This window comes from Photorhabdus africana (assembly GCF_035181445.1).
Classification (GTDB): domain Bacteria; phylum Pseudomonadota; class Gammaproteobacteria; order Enterobacterales; family Enterobacteriaceae; genus Photorhabdus; species Photorhabdus laumondii.
This window is the reverse complement of sequence record NZ_JAXBVE010000044.1, coordinates 1-21411: the sequence shown is the minus strand read 5'-3', so window position 1 is coordinate 21411 and position 21411 is coordinate 1. Positions and strand designations below refer to the sequence as shown.

Genomic DNA, 21411 nt, shown 5'->3' with positions numbered 1-21411 from the left:
TTTACTTCTTGGCTGTTTTAGGTGCAGCCTGTAATGGATTTGCTAGAAAATAGTTGCGCAACCCCCGATGGATAGCACTTGCTAGCTTATCCTGAAAATCATTAGAACCCAGTGATGCTTCTTCAGCCGAGTTACTGATAAATCCTGTTTCCACCAAAATTGAAGGAATATCTGGTGAACGTAACACACCTAAGCTGGCATGTTCTGGCGAACGTTTATGTAATAAACCGACCTTGCGCAACTCACTCAAAACCTGTACTGCAACGTTATAGCCTACCCGTTGGGAGTGACCGAATTGCAAATCCAGCACCGCCTGGCTTAGATAAGGATCAGCCCCATTTGCCAGAGCATTACCTGCACCACCCAGTAACTCAGACTGTTTCTCATGCTGTTCAAGCCAATTACCCAATTCACTGTTTGCACGCTTGTTTGACAGCACCCAAACAGAAGCACCACGCGCACTGCGATTAGGGGCGGCATCCGCATGAATAGAAATCAGCATATTTGCGCTATGTTTACGTGCAACCTCAGAACGACCAGCAACAGAAATAAAATAGTCTCCGTTACGGGTCAGAACGGGTTTGAACATAGGATCATTGCGTAACAATGCTTCAAGTTTGCGCGCCACACTGATAGTCACATTTTTCTCTTTCAATCCACGTTGCCCAATCGCACCGGGGTCTTGACCACCATGTCCTGCATCAATAGCGACAACTACCCGCTGACCGCCTTTAGAAGTTGCTTGCAAAGCAGCCGGTTTTGTCGTCTGCAATTTGCTATTAGTAAGTGATAGCTTACCTGTAGCGGCTTGTGAACTCTCTCTAAAAACAGGCTTTCCAGTAGATACCCCAGAAGCCCGTAGGGTAAAAATCACCCGATATTCACTATCCGACTGCTGCACTATAGAGTTGACTTTAACTTTATTATTTAGTTCAAATACAATGCGTTTTTTTTGTCGATCAGGCGCTTGGCTGGAACGGATTTTCCTCACTAAATCCTGCCCCAGTAGATTCATGGGTAAGCCAATAATTTTTTCTGGCTGATGGATATCTACCACTAAACGCTCTGGCGAATGCAATGGAAAAAAACTGTAATTAGGGCGACCACCTGAAAAAACCATTGTCACTTTAGATTCATTTATGCTGTTACTGACGTGAATATTGGATACAGTCGCCGCGGTTGCGGTTGTTACCACTAAACTGCTCATCATAATAAACAACCAGCACATTATCATAAAACTGATCTGCCATTTCTTTATCATTTTTGCGACTAAAGGACACATCATGGTCGGGTGATCCCTTATGAATATTTCAAATTATCTAACAAGCTCTCACCATATTTAGACAAAGCAATAAAATGTGCCTGTCTCCCTTCGGACTGGTAACTCAAATGTAATTCAATATCTGCATCCGGTAATACGCCTTCCCCTCGCTGAGGCCATTCCACCAGACAAATGGCATCTTGATGGAAATAATCACGTATTCCCATAAATTCCAGCTCTTCCGGATCTGCCAATCGGTAAAGATCGAAATGGTAAACCGACCTCGGTGTTAAAGCATAAGGCTCAACCAAAGTATAAGTTGGGCTTTTTACATGCCCTTTATGACCCAGGGACTGCAAAAAACCACGGCTAAACGTAGTCTTACCGGCACCCAAATCACCATATAAATAAATTACACTACCACTATTACAGGTAGCAGCAACCGCGCTTCCAAGAGAAACTGTCGCATCTTCATCTTTAAGTGATAAAACAAGTTCTTTCATCGAATAATATCTGTTGTTTTATTAATTCATCAGCTAAAACGATAACCCTAACACACTTCTATTATCAACATTTAACATCTTCTGCTCAGTTTCATTATTAAACCCACTATTTTTGGACTGAAACAAATTATGCTACACTGCAACACCTTGCAGTATAAGCCGATTTCCACCATGACAACGCCCCTCAATCTTAACCTTCTGGCCGCCAATATCAAACAATGGGGTCGTTCCCTTGGCTTCCAGCAAGTTGGCATTTGCGATACCGATTTATCCGTGGAAGAACCAAAACTTCAGGAATGGCTGGATAAACAGTATCACGGGGAGATGGCATGGATGAAGCGCCACGGCATGATGCGTGCCCGCCCAAACGAACTTTTGCCAGGGACATTGAGGGTTATTAGCGTAAGAATGAATTACCTCCCTGCTAAAGCTTCTTTTGCCAGCACGCTAAACGACGCCGAACTCGGTTATATCAGCCGTTATGCCCTAGGAAGAGATTATCACAAACTGCTACGCCAACGTCTTAAGAAACTCGGGGAGCAAATCCAAAATTATTGCCATGACTTCGAATATCAGGGAGTCCTTAATTTTCGGCCTTTTGTTGATTCAGCACCCATAATGGAACGCCCACTCGCCGCTAAGGCCGGATTAGGCTGGGTCGGTAAACACTCACTTATCCTTAATAGAGACGCTGGTTCATGGTTTTTCCTCGGTGAGTTGCTGATTAACCTTCCCCTGCCTATAGATCCTCCACAAGAAGAGCAATGTGGACGCTGTGTCGCCTGCATGACAACCTGCCCAACCGGTGCAATTATCGCCCCTTATACTATTGATGCCCGCCGTTGTATTTCCTACCTCACAATTGAATTGGAAGGTATTATTCCTGAAGAATTCCGTCCACTGATGGGAAATCGTATTTACGGTTGTGATGACTGCCAGATTATTTGTCCTTGGAATCGCTTTTCCCAATTGACAGATGAAGATGATTTTAGCCCTCGTGTAACATTACATACACCAAAGTTATTGGATTTATTCAATTGGAGTGAAGAGAAGTTCCTACGGATAACGGAAGGTTCTGCAATTCGTCGCATCGGCTATTTACGCTGGTTACGCAATATTATTGTTGCTTTAGGAAACGCACCCTATCAATACGATATCATTCTGGCTCTGCAACAGAGGCTGGGATTAAACACCATGCTAGACGAACATATTCATTGGGCTATTGAACAACAAATCATTCGCCGCAAAACGAATACTGTTAGTGTACAAACAGCACAACAGAAACGACTTATTAGAGCGATAACCAAAGGCTTGCCCAGAGATGCTTAATTATTAGCCATCTTTATAACGTATAAAAAGATCCAGATAATTTTCCTGTGAATAAAATAAAAACCCCTTGCTGATCAATGCGCAAAAAAAGCGCAAGTGATCAATGTGATATTTCTTAACAAAGGATCATTCCGAAAAACTATCAATAAGTTACAAAATAAATACTCATTTTGTAACATTCAAAGTCAGAAAAATTCAAATGCAACAGCCTGTGGATAAGTCTGTGTGATAATTTTAAAGCATCGAACTTATTTGCCGGGAAACCAACTTCCGGGCTGTGGATAAAAAATAGAAATCTGTACTGCGAGGATATAACCCAAAAATCAAATCAAAATAAGCGAGTACAACCATTGAGGAAGAAACTTAGAGTGGGAAGTAAATCCTTCGAATATCAGCTAATTCATTGATTCAACAGAGATTTTACCCATACCTCATTGACGAAAGGAGTGCATTATGTACCACCTCAAAAAGTTTGGCAAGCAGAAGTTAAAAAAATATTTTGCAATTATAAGGATAATGCTTTCTTCATTCCTATCAATACCACCCACTGAACTGAGTACAATCGGAATATAAAGTTGGCTACCGATGTCGAAAAAGACAAAGAATCCACAACCAAACAATACCCCTTTAGGCATAAACATCACACAACATCGATCAAGCCAGCGCACAGATTGAGACATTCAGCCAAAGCCTTCGCTTGATCCGCTGTTATTACAGTGAGATTCTTTTTATTCGATCAAAGGAAGATTTGAACAACCATAGGAATCAATAAGCAAGCAATTTTCATGTGCGCCAATCATAGTAGATATCGCACCACTATTGCATGCAGATAACAGTAAGATAACTCACTAGCAATGAGGATTAAAGAATGAAAAGATTTACCAAAATTGCAGTAGGTCTTCTAGCGTTAACCACGGCTCAGCTCTCCTTTGCCGCTACCAGCATGTGGTCACAAGCGAGCCGTGCCCCAAATGTTTATGTTGCCAACTACACTAACTCAAGTTTCTTTACCACGCCCTCTTCGGTACCGACAAGGGCAACTATTACGACAGTATCTTGGAATATCGGTTTATATAGCAATGGTGCAACAACTCAAACTTTCAGCGTTTGTTACACCCCACAATATTCATCCACCCCATCGCTATGTCTGGATGTCTCCGATAACCTAAATGGCTCTACAAATGCCTTTATCGGCCATAATGCCAAAGGTTCCTTTAGAATTAGCGGGATTCTCAGCGGAGGTACTTACCCCGTTTACCCGTCCCATTACAATAGGATCCAAGTTGATTATCAGTATTAAGCAATCCGACCTGAAGCCTCATGGCCTCAGGTCATTGATAGAAAAGTTATTTTAGACAATTCTTTCACGTTTTAAGCACAATATTTAAGATCATTCACTAACAAGCTCCTTGGAAACCTGAGAGACTGCCGAACTCGCCATGCGAAATTTTTTAGTCGCCAATGCGATAAATGCTTTAGTGGCCGGTGACGATTGACGTTCATCAAACACAGCCAACCCGACATGTCGTTTCACTTTTGGATTCAGCGTTTTCTTGACATAGTGAACTTCATGAGTCAGCGGCAGGGATGACTCAGCAACAATCGTTACCGCATCCCCACGTTCAACCGCAGCCAAAGTACTTAACAATTGAGACGTCCGATAACGAATATTAGGTTGCAACCTTGCCGATAAAAAAAGCCTGGAAACCAGTTCAGCCGATCCCGCTTCTGTCAACGCGAATGGTCCAACACACAGATCCTTCAACGTCACCGTATCCTGCAATACCAAAGGATGATCTACCGGTAACAAAGCCACCATTTGATCTTCAAGAATCGGATAAGTGTCGAATTGATCTTCCGGCAAGGTCACAAATCCGACATCCACCCGCCTATCCATAAGCCATTGCACAACCTGCCTGTCTGGTCCCTCATCAATATGGACCTCAATGCCGGGATAAAGCCTGCGATAATCGGCTAGTACCGTTGGTAACAGCCACAAGGATGAAGTCGGGCCAAACGATCCAATTCGCAGCGTACCTCGTTTCATCCCTCGTGCATCCGCTGCTTCTTGCCGCATAGTTTCAGCCAGACCAAGAATGGCCTGGGCTTTTTGTAGCAAGCCTTCCCCTATATCTGTCAGTTCAACAACTCCCTGATGCCGATGCAGTAGCTCTACGCCAAGCTCCTGTTCAAGGACTCTGATAGCATGGGAAACCCCAGACTGAGAGATCTTGAGCTGGGCCGCAGCTAAGGTAAAGCCCTTCCGTTCAGCAACAACAGCAAAAATTTCGAGCTGGGTTAAAGTCATTATCTCCCCCTTGAGTAATCACTCATTTCCGCATGATCATACATCTGAATAAGTATATGCAATGCGGATATAAAACAATAGGCGAGGCATGCTCGCCGAACGCTCAACCGAGTTTCCAACCCATAATTAATTAAAAAAGGGGATTTTATGAGTTACCAATGGCCTTCAGATGGCTCATCTTCCATATGGCCGGAGATAAACAGCATGTTCTTATCCCTCCGTGGATTTTCAGACGAATTTATTCCCATGAATGACACTCAGCGAACCTACAAAAAACTCCTGATGGGATTTGATGCAATCACCTCTTGCGAAATGAAAGAGCTTTATAAATTCAAAATCACATTAACTCAAATGAACGAGCACGATCTCTCTCTCCCTGAGCTTTGTCTTATCCATAAGGCATTCAGCGCATGGGTAAAATTTGATTACGAAAACGCGAGATCGCTTCTGACCCAACATATTCGAGCATACCCATCGGATATTGTCGCGCTCTTCTTCATTCACATGCTTGATTTCTGCACTGGCAAAACAACCAACCTGAGATCTCTTCTGCTTTATTGTGACGAACACATTCCTGGTACTCACTATCTCTACCCATATTATCTTTCCATAAAATCATTCGTCCTTTGTGAAGCTCAATGTTTTGATGATGCCTTAGAGGTTGGTTTTAAATCTGTTAAGTTAATGCCGGACAACATCTATGGCATTCATGCTGTCGCGCATGCCTTGCATGAGCTAGGCCGCTGGAAAGAACTTTGCCATTTCCTGACCAACTGCAAAGAACATTGGATAACCAACACCGGAATGGGAATGCATGTATACTGGCATCTCGCCATTGCGTATGAGCGATCCGATGAGATCACACTGGCATTGCAAGCTTTTGATGAATTATATGCGCTAAAAGACAATCCATTTGCTAAACAGGATTTGGACGCCGTAGAATTCTTGTGGCAACTCAGGCTCAAATCTGCCGACGCTAAGTTCCAACCAATATGGGAGCGTCTTGCCGTCCTTTGGACAGGCAGCATCAGCACATCCACCTCTTACTTCCACAAAATACATGCAGCACTCGCTTTTTCTGCAACAAATCAGTCTTTTTTTATTGAGAAGCTAATCGCGGAAAGCGATGGATTTGGCATCGAACCAGACACACATTCTACAGGGATAGACGTCCTTAAAGCGATCTTACTATTCACATCTAGACACTACGAAGAGTGTTTAAGCAAACTCCGTCTCAGCTATGAGAAATGGCCATTATTGGGAGGTAGCCGTGCTCAACGTGAAATATTAGAACAGACGATGGAATACGCCGCCTTGAAAGCCTCTTCCACCCTATAAATCGCGATATTGACAAACATGAAAAGCAACCACGCATCAACGCAGTCGGTCAACAACTACTCAACCTATATCAAGCTGTCTCTTGTGGCTATCATCTGGGGCGGAACATTTGTTGCAGGTCGATATATTTCTGTCGAGACACCACCTTTATTATCAGCAAGTCTTAGATTCATTCTTGCGGGCATGACGCTAATTATCTTCCTCGTTTTATCAGGAAAAATGTTCGTCAAGATTAATCTATCCCAGCTATTGAAAATCATTGGACTTGGCCTCTGCGGAATATACACCTACAACCTGTTCTTCTTTTATGGTCTACATCACACAACCGCATCCAGAGCTTCACTTATCGTGGCGCTGAATCCAGCAGTAATGGCGATTTTTTCATATCTCTTTTATAAAGAAAGGCAATCACCATTGAAAATACTGGGAATTATTCTTTGTCTGCTTGGTGCAATGATCGTGATTTTCAGCAAAACACCACAACTGACGGTGGGAGCAGAGGGTAACTGGTTGGGTGATACGTTGATCTTTGGCTGTGTTTTAAGCTGGGTTGCTTATAGCGTCTTCTGCAAGAATATTGTGAACCAAATCGGCCCGCTACATACCGTTACATACTCCATCCTGGCAGGCGCTATCATGCTGACAGCAACGGCCATTTTCACAGGGCAAATGAGTTTATCTGCAATACATACATTGCCCATAACTGATCTCTACAGCTTACTTTATCTCGGTGCAGTAGGCTCAGCGGTAGCCTACATCTGGTATTACGACGGAATCCAAAGAATTGGTTCCACTCGCTCTGGCGTATTTATTGCGCTTAACCCTTTGACTGCGGTATTGCTCGGCGCAGTACTATTAGATGAGAGATTAACATTCCCAATGTTCATCGGCGGTGCTCTCATCATCGGAGGCATCCTGATCTGCAATAAGAGATCAATCGGTAAAAAACTTATTCCACCAGAACCTAAATCTGGGATCAATCATATAGCAAAAGCAAAGAATTACAGGAGATAAGCCAGAATGTAAAAGACTTCAATAGGCATTTGTATATCAAAAATGGGCACGGAGAAATGCAATTCATAGCCTCTTTCTAAATAAGCCCAAAAATAATAATGAATGACAACGATAAAAAAGCCGCATCACTTTCATGGCGCGGCCATAATGACATTAATTATTCTAAATCATTAGAGAAACAGATCTGGCCTTACATTGAAACGCTCAGAAAGAGCTTTAATGTGCGCAATCGTCAATGAGCGTGTACCAGAGAAAATCTGGCTGATAAGCGACTTAGAACCGATTTCCTCTTTCAGGTCTGAGTAAGAGAGGCCGTGTTGATCCATCAACACCCGCAGCGCCGCAACACCGGTAGGCATATCATCTACAGCTTTATTAAATGCGGCAAAGCGCTCATTGCTGTTTTCATAGTCAGCAATTTTAGCGGACAGAAAGTCAATCAGCGGGTTTTCATCATCGTGTTCGATAAGGTAATCCACCATTGCCAAAGCGTCATTATAGGCATCCTCGGAAGTGCTATTCCCCAAGAAAGGAACAGCAGCTACCAGTAGCTTTGTGGCTTCAAGTGCTTCGGTAGGTTCTGCAATCATTCTTTCGTCTCCCGATACTGCTTAGTTAATTTGTCATACTCTGCATGAGTGGCTATATGCTTGACGTATAGGCGTTTATTAACAAAATTTATATAGGCAATCATTCGTAAGTTTCTCCCACCAATGTCTATCACCCACCACTTATTTCTATACTTAAAATTATCGAGACTGGGGAACTGGTTTCGTAACTCCTCAGGGTTCTCAAAATCTTTTTCTTTTAACTGCTTATACGTTGCAATAATCGCATCCTCATCATTTGGGAAATCGCGTGCAGCTTTCTCAAATGGATCCTTGGAAATAACGTGCATATCACTCACTCCGTTTACATCATGTAAACAATATAGTGCCATCATTTTCGGTTTACAAGATGTAAACAACAAAAATCTATCGCCACCCTCTTTTCTAAAATCAGCATTTGTTTAATTGGCAAGGTAATTTTACAATCAACGCATTGACTTTTTATAGTCTCTATTTAGTCCTTTTTGATATGAGGGATTCTATGCGTTATTCAGAACAGATCAAACCCATTAGCTACCTAAAAGCCAATGCTGCTACGGTGATGACGACACTCGCAGAGTCCCGTTCACCGATGATTATTACACAAAATGGCGAGGCAAAAGCGGTGATTCAAGATATTGCCTCTTATGAGCAGACTCAGGAAACTATAGCGTTGTTAAAGATTTTAGCTTTAGGACAACAACAAGTTAAAGCAGGTGAAGTCACACCAGTAAAGGATGTGGTTCAACGCTTAAAAAATAAAGGGAAGTCCACCTGATGCCATATCATGTAATGTTGACTAAAAATGCCGAAGCAGATTTAGAGGACATTTACGATGACATTGTCGAAAATGACAGTTCAGAGAAAACTGATTATGTATTGGATCAGTTGCTGAAAACAGCAGACAGTCTGGCTAACTTTCCTGAAAAAGGCAATTATCCCAAGGAGTTGCAGGAGTTAGGGATCCGCGACTTCCGCCAAACATTTTTTAAACCTTACCGGGTTATTTACCAAATCACAGGTAAACAGGTGGTAATTTTTATGATTGCCGATGGTCGGAGGGATATGCAAACCCTGCTTATGCACTGGTTGTTAAGTGTATCTGCATAATAAGGAAGACTTGGAGCGGGAAACGAGATTCGAACTCGCGACCCCGACCTTGGCAAGGTCGTGCTCTACCAACTGAGCTATTCCCGCATTACTGACTGGTGATCACCTGAAATAATACATCAATCCCAAGAAACCAATTGCGAATCCAAACTTGGAGCGGGAAACGAGACTCGAACTCGCGACCCCAACCTTGGCAAGGTTGTGCTCTACCAACTGAGCTATTCCCGCGTCACTGACTGGCTAATAATAACCAGAAACAACATACTGATTCCAAATTAAAATTTGGAGCGGGAAACGAGACTCGAACTCGCGACCCCGACCTTGGCAAGGTCGTGCTCTACCAACTGAGCTATTCCCGCATATCTTTTAGTACGCTATCCATACCTTATGAAATTCTTCATTGGTATGGGGAGCGCATTATACGAAAAATCGTTGCGCCCGCAAGCCCTTCAACACAAAAAAACAAACTTTTCGGCAAAATGCCGATTTAGACATCAACACAGATTAATTAATCGTCATACTGAGCTTGCATTATCAGGCCTGCTAAAACTTTCTAGCTTACAGTTGAATAAAATGTTCCCGATAATAGGCTAATTCAGCAACTGATTCACGGATATCATCCAGCGCCTGATGAGTATTCTGTTTCTTAAACCCAGCAAGGATTTCCGGCTTCCAACGACGAGCTAATTCCTTAAGTGTACTGACATCCAGATAGCGGTAATGAAAGTAAGCTTCCAATTCTGGCATATAACGAAACAAGAAACGCCGATCCTGACTCACACTGTTACCACAAATAGGAGAAGCACCCGCCGGAACCCATTTTTCCAAAAATTCAATCGTCGCCTTCTCTGCCTCACGATCATCAATTTTACTTGCTTTAACGCGTTCAACCAGCCCACTGCCCGTATGGGTGCGCACATTCCATTCATCCATCAGAGCAAGTTGTTCATCAGACTGATGAACCGCAATGACAGGCCCTTCATCCAGGATATTCAAATTTGCATCGGTGACAATTGTCGCAATTTCAATAATGCGATCCCGCTCTGGATCTAAGCCCGTCATTTCCAGATCTATCCAGATAAGATTGTGCTCACTTTTTGACATGTTATATCCTAGATTGGAGAGAGAGTTATTATTAATGGTGTATCATAGCGCTTTTAAGCAATAACAGCGATAAATGTGAAACAAGTGAGGTTCGGTGGCTAAGCATAAACTATCCAAAGGCCAGCAACGGCGGGTACAGGAAAATCATCAGCGCAGGCTGAAAAAACAGGATAATAAACCTGAAATGGATGATAGTCAGTTAGGTGAACCTCTGGAAGGGCTAGTTATCAGCCGTTTCGGCCAACATGCTGATGTCGAGGCAGAAGACGGTTCTATACAACGTTGTAATATTCGCAGAACTATCCGTTCATTGGTAACGGGTGATCGGGTGGTATGGCGTCCTTCGCTGCAAACCCAAGCAGATGTTAAAGTGAATGGTATTGTTGAAGCCGTTCACGAACGGACTTCCGTACTTACGCGGCCTGACTATTATGATGGTATTAAACCTATCGCCGCCAATATTGATCAGATAGTGATTGTGTCAGCCATTCTTCCTGAACTGTCACTCAATATTATCGATCGCTACCTCGTTGCCTGTGAAACATTGGGCATTGAACCGTTGATTGTATTAAATAAAATTGATCTGTTGGACGAAGAAAGCCGTGCATGGGTCAGCGAAATCATGTCCACATACCACAACATTGGTTACAGAGTCTTGAAACTATCAAGCCATACTGGCGAAGGTATGGAAGAATTAACGAAGATGCTCGCAGGTCGAATCACTATTTTTGCCGGTCAATCTGGTGTGGGTAAATCAAGTTTACTCAATACACTCTTGCCAGAAGATGAGGAAGAGATTCTGGTCAATCAGGTTTCAGATGTTTCCGGTTTAGGTCAGCACACCACAACGGCATCCCGTCTTTATCATTTCCCACATGGCGGTGATGTTATTGATTCTCCCGGTGTTCGGGAGTTTGGCCTATGGCATTTAACATCGGAGCAAGTCACTCAGGGTTTTGTCGAATTCCGTGATTATCTCGGAGGTTGTAAATTCCGTGATTGTAAACATCGGGATGATCCAGCGTGTGCGTTACGGAAAGCAGTGGAAGATAATGAAATAAATCAAGAACGTTTTGAGAATTATCACCGTATTCTCGATAGCATGGATCAAATTAAGCCACGCAAGACTTTTACAGATAACGATAGCTAACTGACATCAAATGAAAGGACGGGTACAATAACCCCCTTTTGTCTAATTTTGCCAATAAAATCCAAGAGGTTGACGTGCTGGATAACATTAAAATCAGGTTGCACTATTTACTGCCTAAACAGGGAATAACTCATTTGGCAGGCTGGTTTGCTAACAAAAAAGCTGGCTGGTTGACTCAACTGGCAATCAAGGCGTTTGCCCGTGTTTATAAAGTGGATATGAATGAAGCGAAATCACCTGAATTTTCAGCATACACCACATTCAATGAGTTCTTTATCCGCCCATTAAAAGATGATATTCGCCCAGTCGTCAGTAATGAACACCAACTAGCGCTACCTGCTGATGGTACTATCAGCCAGTTAGGCAATATCCGGACATACCAGATCCTTCAGGCCAAAGGGCACCACTACACGCTTGAAGCTCTACTCGCCGGCAATCATCAATTGGCAGAGATATTCCGTGATGGGCAGTTTGTAACGACTTACTTATCACCTAAAGATTATCACCGTGTACATATGCCTTGCGATGGATTACTGAAAGAGATGATCTATGTCCCAGGCGATCTATTCTCTGTCAATCCATTGACTGCCGCCAATGTGCCAAATCTGTTCGCGCGTAATGAAAGAGTCATCTGTCTGTTTGAGACTCAATTTGGGCCCATGATACAAATTCTGGTTGGTGCAACTATCGTCGGCAGTATCGAAATGACTTGGTGTGGTACGGTTACACCACCACGGGAAGGTATTATCAAACGCTGGACTTACCCGGAAGCCGGTACAACTGGCGCGATTTCTTTCAAGAAAGGTGAAGAAATGGGGCGTTTCAAACTGGGTTCTACCGTCATTAACCTGTTTGCACCAAATCAGATACAGTTAGCCGGGCACTTGAGCAGTGGCTCAACAACCCGCATGGGTGAACTGTTAGCCCAAGCTATCATGCTTGAAGAACCCACTGACAACATAAGCTAATCCATTGCCAAGGAGAGCCCTCTATCGTGCGCCTGATTATCAGCTTATTGCTTAGCCTGCTCATTATTAATCCGGTTCTTGCTGCGATTCCACTTGATGAAAATCAGCTCAAACAAGAACTGAAACAAATTGAATCCAGCAAAAACCCGCAGGATGCAGAAGTTGCTCAGGCGCTGCAAGCCGCGCTCAATTGGATAGCCGATACTAAATCAGCTAACGACAGAACACAGAAGTATCAGACCGCCATTGATGATTTTCCTAAAATAACTAAAGAACTTCGTCAAAAATTACTTACTGAAAGCGATACTCCTCGCCCAATTCCTGCTAACCAACCCATAGCAAGCATTGAGCAACAGATCATTCAGGTCAGCAGTCGGTTGCTAGAACAAGGGGGGCAATTACAACAAGAGCAGGACAAAGGACGGGAAATCAGTGACTCTCTAGTACTATTACCGCAACAACAATCAGAAGCACGACGCTTACTAACTGAAGCATCTTCTCGCCTGCAATCATTAGGAACACCATCCACCCCATTAGCAGAGGCTCAATTTGCCTTAGCTCAAGCCGAAGTCAATGCCCACAAAGCGACAGTCAACGAACTCGAAATAGCTCAACTTTCTGCGAATAATCGACAGGAAATTTCCCGTATGCGGGTTGAACTGTTCAAAAAGCGATATCATCGGCTTGATCTTGAACTGCAACAACTCCGTAGCCAACTTAATGCACAACGCCAGCAAAAAGCAGAATTAGCCTTGGAACATACCGAGATGCTGGCGGAACAAAGTGATCAGCTACCAAAATTTCTGCTTGATGAATTACAACTGAACAGGAATTTATCTCAGGAATTAAATCAACAAGCACAACGAATGAATATCATCGGCTCAAAACAACGACAAGCCGCCAGTGATATTATTCAGGTCCGGCAAGCATTGAATACCATTCGTGAACAGGCACAATGGCTCGGTGGCTCTACAACGCTCGGAGAAGCGCTCCAAACTCAGCTTGCCCGTTTGCCTGACATGTCTAAACCACAGCAACTTGATCGGAATATTGTCAAATTCAGGGTCGATCGTCTGAAATACGAAGACATGCTGGAGCAGTTACAAAAAGACACAAAACCCGTACAGAAAAGCAACGTTGCGTTAACGGCTGAACAAGAGCGGATTTATGATTCTCTTACCCGCACCCGCAAAGAATTACTTAATTCATTATTATCTGGTTACGACAGTGAAATCCTTGAATTGACCAAACTGAAAGTCGCTACCAGCCAGCTAAATGATGCACTAACAGAAGTCAAAGAGGCCACACACCGTTACCTTTTCTGGGTCGCGGATGTTAACCCCGTTTCGCTCAATTACCCAATCAATGTTGTGCAGGATCTGACTCGTCTATTATCGCTGGATACTTTCTCTCAATTAAGCGGTGCCCTGATAGTCATGCTGACCACTCAGGATACGCTTCTATATTTGTTTGGCACGCTATTCCTGGTTATATTCAGCATCGGTTCTCTTCGCCATTATCATGCATTCCTTGAACGCGCGAGTAACCGTATTGGCAAAGTAACCTATGATCACTTTTCCCTCACTTTACGTACCGTGTTCTGGTCAGTTGTGGTCGCGTTACCTTTGCCGATGCTCTGGTCCGCCATTGGTTATGGGCTGCAAAGCGCCTGGCAGTATCCTATGGCGACAGCTATCGGTTATGGCGTCAGTGCTACGACGCCCGTATTATGGATCTTCATGCTAAGTGCCACTTTCGCCCATCCCAATGGGTTATTCATTGCCCATTTCCGTTGGCCGGAAGAACGCGTTAAACGGGCCTTACGATTCTACCAGCTATCTATCTTCGCTATTGTGCCGTTGGTCATGGCATTGATAACGTTTGAACATTACAGTGATCGAGAATTTGCTTCCACACTCGGTAGGCTCTGCTTCCTCATCCTGTGTGTCTCCTTAAGCCTGATCACTAACAGCCTGAAACGGGCAAAAGTCCCGCTCTATCTGGATAAACATGGCTACGGCGAAAATGTTATCAATACTGCTCTCTGGTGGATTTTACTCTCTGCGCCGATAGTCGCCGCGCTAGCTTCCATACTCGGGTATTTCAGCACATCACAAGCATTGCTAGGGCGTTTAGAAACTTCCGTTGCTATCTGGTTCTTCCTGCTGGTTATTTACCATATTATCCGTCGTTGGATGCTGATTCAGCGACGCCGGATCGCCTTTGACCGGGCAAAACAGCGACGGGCAGAAATTCTGGCTCAACGAGCCAAAGGCGAGGATGACTCAACAGGTTCAAGCAGTATCGAAGGCGCCATTGAAGTTGAGGAGCCCATTATTGATCTGGATGCGATCAGTGCTCAATCACTGGGATTAGTCCGTTCAATTCTGACGCTGCTTGCCTTGGTTTCACTCCTTTGGCTCTGGTCAGAACTTCATTCCGCCTTCTCATTTCTAGAAAATATTCGGCTGTGGGATGTCACTACCACAATAAACAACGTAGAAACTGTTCAACCTATCACCGTAGGTTCTGTCTTGATTGCTATCTTGGTGATTATTATCACCACTCAACTGGTACGTAACCTACCCGCACTGCTTGAGTTGGCCTTACTACAGCATTTAGAACTTACACCAGGCACCGGCTTTGCCATTACCACACTCACCAAATACACCATTACTTTGATTGGTGGTCTGGTAGGTTTCTCTCTGATTGGTATTGAATGGTCAAAATTGCAATGGCTTGTTGCTGCTCTAGGGGTTGGGCTAGGATTTGGCTTACAAGAAATCTTCGCCAACATCGTTTCTGGCCTGATGATATTGTTTGAAAAACCTATTCGTATCGGTGATACCGTGACTATCCGCAACCTGACCGGCAGCATCACCAAGATCAATACACGAGCAACAACCCTGTCAGACTGGGACAGAAAAGAGATCATTGTTCCTAACAAAGCCTTTATTACCGAGCAGTTTATTAACTGGTCATTATCTGACACCATCACTCGTATTGTACTGACAATCCCTGCACCGGCAGAAGCTAACTGTGAAGAAGTCACCCAAATCCTATTAACCGCGGCTAAACGCAGCACTCTTATCCTTGATAACCCGGCACCTGAAGCCTATTTGGTTGATCTTCAACATGGTATTCAGATATTTGAATTACGTATTTATGCCGCTGAAATGGGACATCGCATGCCTGTCCGCCATGAAGTCCACCAGCTAATTCTGCGAGGATTCCGCGAACACGGCATTACGCTGCCATTCCCACCATTTCAAGCGAGTATTGATGTTATTGGTCGGGATATTCGTAGTGCGACAACAAATAGATCAGGCCGTAATCCACCACGTCAACCGGGTAGTTTGTAAAAAGATGATAATGAAGCACTGAGCATCCATACTTGAATCAACTCCCCCTATTTCGAGCAGATATGGCCTTTTACCGCCATCCTATGCTTGAAATAGGCTTTGTGAAGCAATTAATGTCGCGCCACAAGAGGTCTTCATTCCCTCCAATGCGTACATTTGTCCATTAGAGCTGATTATTTTAGGCGTCCCTTCCACAATGGTTTGATTACCACCACATTTTGGACAGGATACAGCATCCCCAACCCGAGCCGCTTTCTTCCCTAACACATCAAAGCTTCCAGCATCTGACTATCATGACGCCATAACTTGATTAAAGAAAACTTATCTAAATAAAACTCATTGAAATAAATTACATAATTATGTTAATCAAACACCTAAAAAATTTACATCATTAACTGTTTGAAACAAAAAATTACACATATTTAAATTATCAACCTTGATATCTATCAGATCAAAATATAAATTTACATTAATATTTGATCATAAAGAAAGCAAAGGTAAATATGAAAAATTTTGAAGATTTCTATCGGGAAGCACTTTCACAAATAAAGCATGATCTGAGCAACGCAGCGCAAGAGCATCCACACCTTGCTCCATTTACCTCCGAATCCGGTGACCCGGATGTTCTCCGATTACTGGAAGGTTTTGCGCTTACAACTGCCGGTATTAAGCAGAAAATTGATGATGGCTTCCCGGAAGTCATTAACCCTAATTTCATAAGCAAGCACGAACATTGAATATCGGACAAATCTGTATACCCAGCGAGCAGATACCCAGCCATATTCAAGTCAGGAATATCGTAGCAGCGTCAAAAGATTTTCCCGCCGTCGTAAATAGCCATCAGCACTGGCCGATACTATCTTTGTTATCGATTGGGCCATTTTTTCTTGGTCATATTGAATCAGTCAGATCTCTGGTCAAACAACTTGATACCTTCGCGCATCTGGACGCCCCGCGTAGCCGGCATATCCAACGTATGGCGGATGGTCTCAGCGCTATCTACATTGAACCATACTACCATTTTGACAAGGGCATTCCTGTGAGAGGTCAAGCCATCACACTGCGCATGACACCAGAAAATTATGAGCATGAAGGAGAAATGTATGCTTTTGCCAAAACACTACACACCGCTTTCTCCCTCTGTTTTGTTGAAACCAGCTTTCACAGATTAACCGTTATCAATAACGGCACCAATGAATGCTGGGAATTTTACAATATGCCTGGGCATCAGAAGATCATGTAATTGAAGGAAGCATTATGAAAACCGGACTCCGCTTTTCCTGCACCATCGGCAATCTGCCGCCCATGACTTTTGCGGTAGTTAATTTTACATTAGATGAAGCGCTTTCATCATTATTTACCCTGTCTCTAACACTAGCGGCAAACCGTTCTGATATTGATACAGACACCCTGCTGCTCCAAACCGGGCGGTTCACCGTTACCCGTGACGATATTCTGCAACGTGAAGTGAAAGGATTAGTTGAAAGTGCGGTAGTTGGCACCACAAACCGGCATCAAACTCAATATCACCTGACAGTCAGACCAGAAATGTGTCTGCTGACACTCGATCAGGACAGCCGTATTTATCACCAGCTCAGTGTCCCCGATATTTTACAAAGCATACTGAAACAGAAGAAACTCCGGGCCAATATGCATTTGAATAACCCACACTCAACGCGGGAATACGTCACCATGAAAAGGGAATCATCCTACGATTTCTTTACCCGCCTGGCGGCTGAGGAGGGGATTTTCTTCTGGTTCGCCGATGACGGGCTCTATCTGAGTGATAGCTACCTGAACATGAGAGCGCCGGATACGTTGATTTATAACCCGGACGTCACCAGCGCAGTAGAAGAAAATGTTATCTACAAGTGGTCTCTTGGCTCCTACATGCGCCCGGAATCTACCGACCAAAAAGACAGAAATTATCACAACCCCAATTACGCCTTACAGCATAACGCCACGGATTTTGAAGCGGAGAACGGCACGCCATTTCATATTTTCGAAAGTTACGGCCGTTTTCAGAAAGACAAAGAGGGCATGCCGTTTACCCAATACCGGCTGGAAGCTTTGCGTGTTGATAGCAAATCAGGGCAAGCGGACAGTAATTGTATTCGATTAATGCCGGGCAGAATTTTTACACTAACCAACCATCCGATTGACGCCATGAATGACCGCTGGCAAGTCGTCTCTTCCCAACACATAGGGTATGTCCCCGCCGTTTTAGGCGATAACGGAACCGGCACCACTCTGAATTCACACACCCAGTTCATTCCAGGCCGCAACGATTGGCGTCCGCCATACCGCTATAAACCATTGGCCGACGGCGATGAAATTGCAACGGTTGTCGGGCCCGGCACTGAAGAAATTTACGTCAACAAAGATGGCGCGGTTCGCGTTCACTTTCACTGGAACCGTTATGATGCGCCTGACGATCAGGCTTCTTGCTGGGTACGGGTTGCACAAGGGTGGAATGGCAATGGATTTGGTTTTCTGGCAACACCGCGAGTGGGTCAGGAAGTGATTATCTCCTATCTCAACGGCGATATTGACCGGCCTATTATTACCGGATGTACTTACAACGGCCTTAACCGCCCGCCGTTGAATTTACCCGCGGAAAAGACGCGCACCACGTTCAGAACCAAAACGCATAAAGGTAACGGCTTTAACGAATTACGTTTTGAGGACGCAAACGGCAGTGAAGAAGTGTTTATTCATGCTCAACGGGATATGAATACGCAGGTTCTGAATGATGAAACCCATAATATTGGGCATAACCGGACACATCATATTAAACATGATGCCCATTTACGCATTGATAATGAGTACCGCGTACAGACGGGAAATGACATTTCCCTATCTACGGGGCAAAAACTCCATATCAAAGCAGATGACGCCCTGTTAACTCAAAGCGGCAATGAAATTCACCTAAGTTCCGGTGCTAAAGTCGTGATTGATGCCGGCAGTGAACTGACCCTACAGGCCGCCGGGCACTTCCTTAAAATCGATGCGGGCGGTATTACCAGCAGTGCGAACATTAACTTTGGCAGTGGAGCACCCGGCAGCGGCTCAGGTTGGAGTGGCAAGCTACCGGATAGGCTGGATAAACTGAAACAGACAAGTGTCATACAGGCAGAAAAAGCACTGACGGTACCGTTGAAAGAAATCTGTCTGACCTGTCTGCTGAAAGCAGAACAGAATGGCACAGCAATGGTTATCAGGGGGCAGTCATGACACCGGAATTACAGAAAAAATGGAGTGAATACAGAGAAATACATCCCGAAATGAAATGGTATGCCTTAGTCAGCGGCCTACAGTATGAACGTCATTTTGCTGAGGAGATTAAGTATATCGTCGGCACGAATAATCCTCTGTTCCGGCAATACCCGGATGCCAAAATTGCGTTCGCGGGGCCGTGGTTGTTTGATATGGCTTATGCGAAATCATGGGAAGAAAAGTTATCTGCGCTGGAAAAGGTTGCACCTTCGGTGTCCTGGCTACACACCACACTATCTTTGGACAAACTAACCCGTCACCTTGAAAACTACCTGAATGTTGAGCTGGAAACGGGGGAAACGGCATTGCTGCGTTTTTACGATCCCCGCATCTTGCATCAAATCCGGGATATTTTCAGCCCAGAGCAATTGTCGGCATTCACTGACGGTATTCATGAGTGGATGTATTCTTTTGATAATAATGATCATTTCGTAAAAGGGGCCTAACGATGATAAAACTCAGCAAGGAACAGGTCGCTAAATTTATTGATGCGGAAGATGAGGCTTATGTGACCCAGATCCGACAACGTATTCTGGCTGAGCACAGTGGATTAGTCGAAAATGAAAGCGAACATAGCCTGCACGAACGATTAAAGAAGGCTTATCTGGACTTGGTTGAGATGGGGTTCAAGGATGAAGCATTGATCCGCTCTTACTTATATTTCGTTGCGTTTAACCGTGATTTTCACGGCTCGCCAGCAATCCAGAATATGTTGAACGCCGGGGATAACCCGGAACAACAATACCGTGATTATTTGCGGGTTATGGATAATTTATTGAAAAGGAGAAATTGACATGCCATTACCACTTCTTGCGCCAGCGGCTCCTGCTCTTTTAGCTGCGGCTGAATGGACACTGGCTGCTTGTGCAACAGGATTAGCCGCTGTTGGTGTGATGGAAAGCACCAAAGATAAAGAAGGTGAACAAGACAAGGCAAAAGCGGATACACAAACAATTGCTTCGTCCCGCACCGAATGTGAGAAATGTCCGGCAATTGGCAACGTTACGATGGTTTGGGAAAAAACCACATCGTATTCAGAAATAACCATTGCTTATCAAACAAAAATTGCCGGGACGATATACAATCCTGAATTAAACCTAATTGAAACTTGGTTATGCATGGATACAAATTTTGATGGTTGGAAACCTGCACAATGCTTATTTCTTGAAGCTAAAGCTCTGTATGATCAGTTTTTTGAAGATGGGTTACCCAAATGGTTTTATGCTGAATTTAAGAAAAAACCGACAGATAAGACCGGGCTTGAAAGCATGATGTGGCAAGCAGAGAGACAAAATAATGTATGTGCTTCATTAAAAAATATTCCTAAATCACATTGGCATTTTCTGCAACCAGTATCTTACGGATATTTTACCAAGGCTTTTGCTAAATTTATTAACATTAAAACATTTAATACGCCTTAAATGTGGATATTTATTTCAAAATTAGGATTAAAAAGATGAACATAATACACGCTAGAATAGAAATGTTTTATGATTTAAAAGAAAAGATAACACCGGAATTAGCATTGGATGACACATACTGCATCATGCAACAAATAAATAAGGTATCTAATAGTTCAAGTAGATGGTATCTACCAGGATATGATCTAGACGAAATAAAAGCAAATAATGTTTTTGATGAAAGTGGCATTACTGAACATGCCAAAAATCAATTCAAAGAAAGTTATGATGAGAATTTTAAATCTATCATAAAAACATTATTTGATGTTCCAGGTGATGTAAGGTTAAAAAATAGAATCATGTATTCAAGCCGTGACTATGGTAATAAGCTAGGAAAAACAGATGTAAGCATTGATCTTAGTTTTGAAAAAGAAAAATTTAATCATTCTAAGTGTATTGATTTCGTAGCTTCTTTAGTTAGCAACCATTACTCTCCAATAATCATGATGGATGCCAGAGGATATTCGCTAAAACAAAAACAAGTTTTTCCAGATAGGGTTTATGCCGGTTGGATGCTCTACTTACCAATTGAAATAGATCCGACTTTAGTTCCAATGGCAGAAGAAATAATATCTATTTCTGATAAAAATAACAAAAAAGGCTCATTGATTATTACGACAAAAGATATTTTTGATATTGAA

23 protein-coding genes and 3 tRNA genes are annotated in these 21411 nt (G+C 43.4%); 16 read left to right on the top strand and 10 right to left on the bottom strand.

The genetic code is table 11. The annotated features are described in order from the left end of the window. Position 1: 1 nt before the first annotated feature. On the bottom strand, positions 2 to 1285 hold the full coding sequence (gene amiB / locus SLS51_RS19255) for an N-acetylmuramoyl-L-alanine amidase AmiB (protein WP_323840216.1): 1284 nt from the start codon (positions 1283 to 1285) through the stop codon (positions 2 to 4). A 14-nt stretch (positions 1286 to 1299) separates the two neighbouring features. Further along, entirely contained in the window at positions 1300 to 1764 is a 465-nt protein-coding gene (gene tsaE / locus SLS51_RS19250) for a tRNA (adenosine(37)-N6)-threonylcarbamoyltransferase complex ATPase subunit type 1 TsaE (protein WP_323840215.1), read from the bottom strand. A 171-nt stretch (positions 1765 to 1935) separates the two neighbouring features. On the opposite strand from tsaE, the gene queG reads away from it, so the two are divergent. Both queG and SLS51_RS19240 read left to right on the top strand, forming a co-directional pair. After that, on the top strand, positions 1936 to 3093 hold the full coding sequence (gene queG, locus SLS51_RS19245; RefSeq protein ID WP_323840214.1) for a tRNA epoxyqueuosine(34) reductase QueG: 1158 nt from the start codon (positions 1936 to 1938) through the stop codon (positions 3091 to 3093). Positions 3094 to 3961: 868 nt separating this feature from the next. Next, positions 3962 to 4393: a hypothetical protein gene (locus tag SLS51_RS19240; protein WP_323840213.1), complete on the top strand. Its 432-nt coding sequence runs from the start codon at positions 3962 to 3964 to the stop codon at positions 4391 to 4393. Between the two features lie 90 nt (positions 4394 to 4483). Here the strand turns inward: SLS51_RS19240 and SLS51_RS19235 are convergent, their stop codons facing one another. Continuing rightward, a complete protein-coding gene (locus tag SLS51_RS19235) occupies positions 4484 to 5401 on the bottom strand; it encodes a LysR family transcriptional regulator (protein WP_323840212.1) in 918 nt (305 codons plus the stop codon). A gap of 147 nt (positions 5402 to 5548) precedes the next feature. Here SLS51_RS19235 and SLS51_RS19230 point away from each other — a divergent pair, with 147 nt between their 5' ends. Continuing rightward, complete coding sequence (locus tag SLS51_RS19230; protein WP_323840211.1) at positions 5549 to 6739, top strand: tetratricopeptide repeat protein; 1191 nt, start codon at positions 5549 to 5551, stop codon at positions 6737 to 6739. An 18-nt stretch (positions 6740 to 6757) separates the two neighbouring features. Continuing rightward, the gene (locus tag SLS51_RS19225; RefSeq protein ID WP_439126894.1) at positions 6758 to 7753 is read left to right on the top strand and encodes a DMT family transporter; all 996 of its coding nucleotides are present in this window, start codon (positions 6758 to 6760) and stop codon (positions 7751 to 7753) included. A 170-nt stretch (positions 7754 to 7923) separates the two neighbouring features. On the opposite strand, the gene SLS51_RS19220 is transcribed toward SLS51_RS19225, so the two are convergent. Further along, the gene (locus SLS51_RS19220) at positions 7924 to 8343 is read right to left on the bottom strand and encodes a helix-turn-helix domain-containing protein (RefSeq protein ID WP_323840209.1); all 420 of its coding nucleotides are present in this window, start codon (positions 8341 to 8343) and stop codon (positions 7924 to 7926) included. After that, complete coding sequence (locus tag SLS51_RS19215; RefSeq protein ID WP_262980393.1) at positions 8340 to 8651, bottom strand: type II toxin-antitoxin system HigB family toxin; 312 nt, start codon at positions 8649 to 8651, stop codon at positions 8340 to 8342. Before SLS51_RS19215 ends, SLS51_RS19220 begins: the two co-directional genes overlap by 4 nt. Positions 8652 to 8842: 191 nt before the next feature. Here SLS51_RS19215 and SLS51_RS19210 point away from each other — a divergent pair, with 191 nt between their 5' ends. Both SLS51_RS19210 and SLS51_RS19205 read left to right on the top strand, forming a co-directional pair. After that, entirely contained in the window at positions 8843 to 9118 is a 276-nt protein-coding gene (locus tag SLS51_RS19210) for a type II toxin-antitoxin system Phd/YefM family antitoxin (RefSeq protein ID WP_011148666.1), read from the top strand. Continuing rightward, a complete protein-coding gene (locus SLS51_RS19205; RefSeq protein ID WP_323840208.1) occupies positions 9118 to 9450 on the top strand; it encodes a type II toxin-antitoxin system RelE/ParE family toxin in 333 nt (110 codons plus the stop codon). The genes SLS51_RS19210 and SLS51_RS19205 overlap by 1 nt, the downstream gene beginning before the upstream one ends. Before the next feature lie 11 nt (positions 9451 to 9461). On the opposite strand, the gene SLS51_RS19200 is transcribed toward SLS51_RS19205, so the two are convergent. The 4 genes from SLS51_RS19200 to orn form a co-directional block, all read right to left on the bottom strand. Further along, positions 9462 to 9537, bottom strand: a tRNA-Gly gene (locus SLS51_RS19200). A 65-nt stretch (positions 9538 to 9602) separates the two neighbouring features. Continuing rightward, positions 9603 to 9678 (bottom strand) — tRNA-Gly (locus SLS51_RS19195). Positions 9679 to 9733: 55 nt separating this feature from the next. Beyond that, positions 9734 to 9809 (bottom strand) — tRNA-Gly (locus tag SLS51_RS19190). 199 nt (positions 9810 to 10008) lie between these two features. Further along, positions 10009 to 10554, bottom strand: a complete 546-nt coding sequence (orn, locus tag SLS51_RS19185; RefSeq protein ID WP_323840207.1) for an oligoribonuclease — start codon at positions 10552 to 10554, stop codon at positions 10009 to 10011. A gap of 94 nt (positions 10555 to 10648) precedes the next feature. Between orn and rsgA the strand changes: the two genes are divergently transcribed. The 3 genes from rsgA (at position 10649) to mscM (ending at position 16034) form a co-directional block, all read left to right on the top strand. Next, positions 10649 to 11704, top strand: a complete 1056-nt coding sequence (gene rsgA, locus SLS51_RS19180; RefSeq protein WP_323840206.1) for a small ribosomal subunit biogenesis GTPase RsgA — start codon at positions 10649 to 10651, stop codon at positions 11702 to 11704. Between the two features lie 74 nt (positions 11705 to 11778). Further along, positions 11779 to 12672, top strand: coding sequence for an archaetidylserine decarboxylase (gene asd / locus SLS51_RS19175; RefSeq protein ID WP_323840205.1), 894 nt, complete (start codon positions 11779 to 11781; stop codon positions 12670 to 12672). A gap of 26 nt (positions 12673 to 12698) precedes the next feature. After that, on the top strand, positions 12699 to 16034 hold the full coding sequence (gene mscM, locus SLS51_RS19170) for a miniconductance mechanosensitive channel MscM (protein WP_323840204.1): 3336 nt from the start codon (positions 12699 to 12701) through the stop codon (positions 16032 to 16034). 81 nt (positions 16035 to 16115) lie between these two features. Here mscM and SLS51_RS19165 read toward each other — a convergent pair whose 3' ends face one another. Then, positions 16116 to 16301, bottom strand: coding sequence for a PAAR domain-containing protein (locus SLS51_RS19165; RefSeq protein WP_323840203.1), 186 nt, complete (start codon positions 16299 to 16301; stop codon positions 16116 to 16118). Between the two features lie 236 nt (positions 16302 to 16537). Here SLS51_RS19165 and SLS51_RS19160 point away from each other — a divergent pair, with 236 nt between their 5' ends. The 7 genes from SLS51_RS19160 to SLS51_RS19130 all read left to right on the top strand — a co-directional run. Continuing rightward, a complete protein-coding gene (locus SLS51_RS19160) occupies positions 16538 to 16771 on the top strand; it encodes a type VI secretion system baseplate subunit TssF (protein WP_323840202.1) in 234 nt (77 codons plus the stop codon). Continuing rightward, the gene (locus SLS51_RS19155) at positions 16768 to 17277 is read left to right on the top strand and encodes a type VI secretion system baseplate subunit TssF (protein ID WP_323840201.1); all 510 of its coding nucleotides are present in this window, start codon (positions 16768 to 16770) and stop codon (positions 17275 to 17277) included. The genes SLS51_RS19160 and SLS51_RS19155 overlap by 4 nt, the downstream gene beginning before the upstream one ends. Before the next feature lie 14 nt (positions 17278 to 17291). Then, positions 17292 to 19268 (top strand): type VI secretion system Vgr family protein, encoded by a 1977-nt coding sequence (locus SLS51_RS19150; RefSeq protein ID WP_323840200.1) that lies wholly within the window; start codon positions 17292 to 17294, stop codon positions 19266 to 19268. After that, a complete protein-coding gene (locus SLS51_RS19145; protein WP_323840199.1) occupies positions 19265 to 19756 on the top strand; it encodes a DUF4123 domain-containing protein in 492 nt (163 codons plus the stop codon). The genes SLS51_RS19150 and SLS51_RS19145 overlap by 4 nt, the downstream gene beginning before the upstream one ends. 2 nt (positions 19757 to 19758) lie before the next feature. Beyond that, positions 19759 to 20103: a hypothetical protein gene (locus SLS51_RS19140; RefSeq protein WP_011148676.1), complete on the top strand. Its 345-nt coding sequence runs from the start codon at positions 19759 to 19761 to the stop codon at positions 20101 to 20103. A 1-nt stretch (position 20104) separates the two neighbouring features. Beyond that, the gene (locus SLS51_RS19135) at positions 20105 to 20731 is read left to right on the top strand and encodes a restriction endonuclease fold toxin 5 domain-containing protein (RefSeq protein WP_323840198.1); all 627 of its coding nucleotides are present in this window, start codon (positions 20105 to 20107) and stop codon (positions 20729 to 20731) included. Between the two features lie 35 nt (positions 20732 to 20766). Beyond that, a partial coding sequence (locus SLS51_RS19130; protein ID WP_323840196.1) for a hypothetical protein occupies positions 20767 to 21411 on the top strand: 645 nt, incomplete at its 3' end.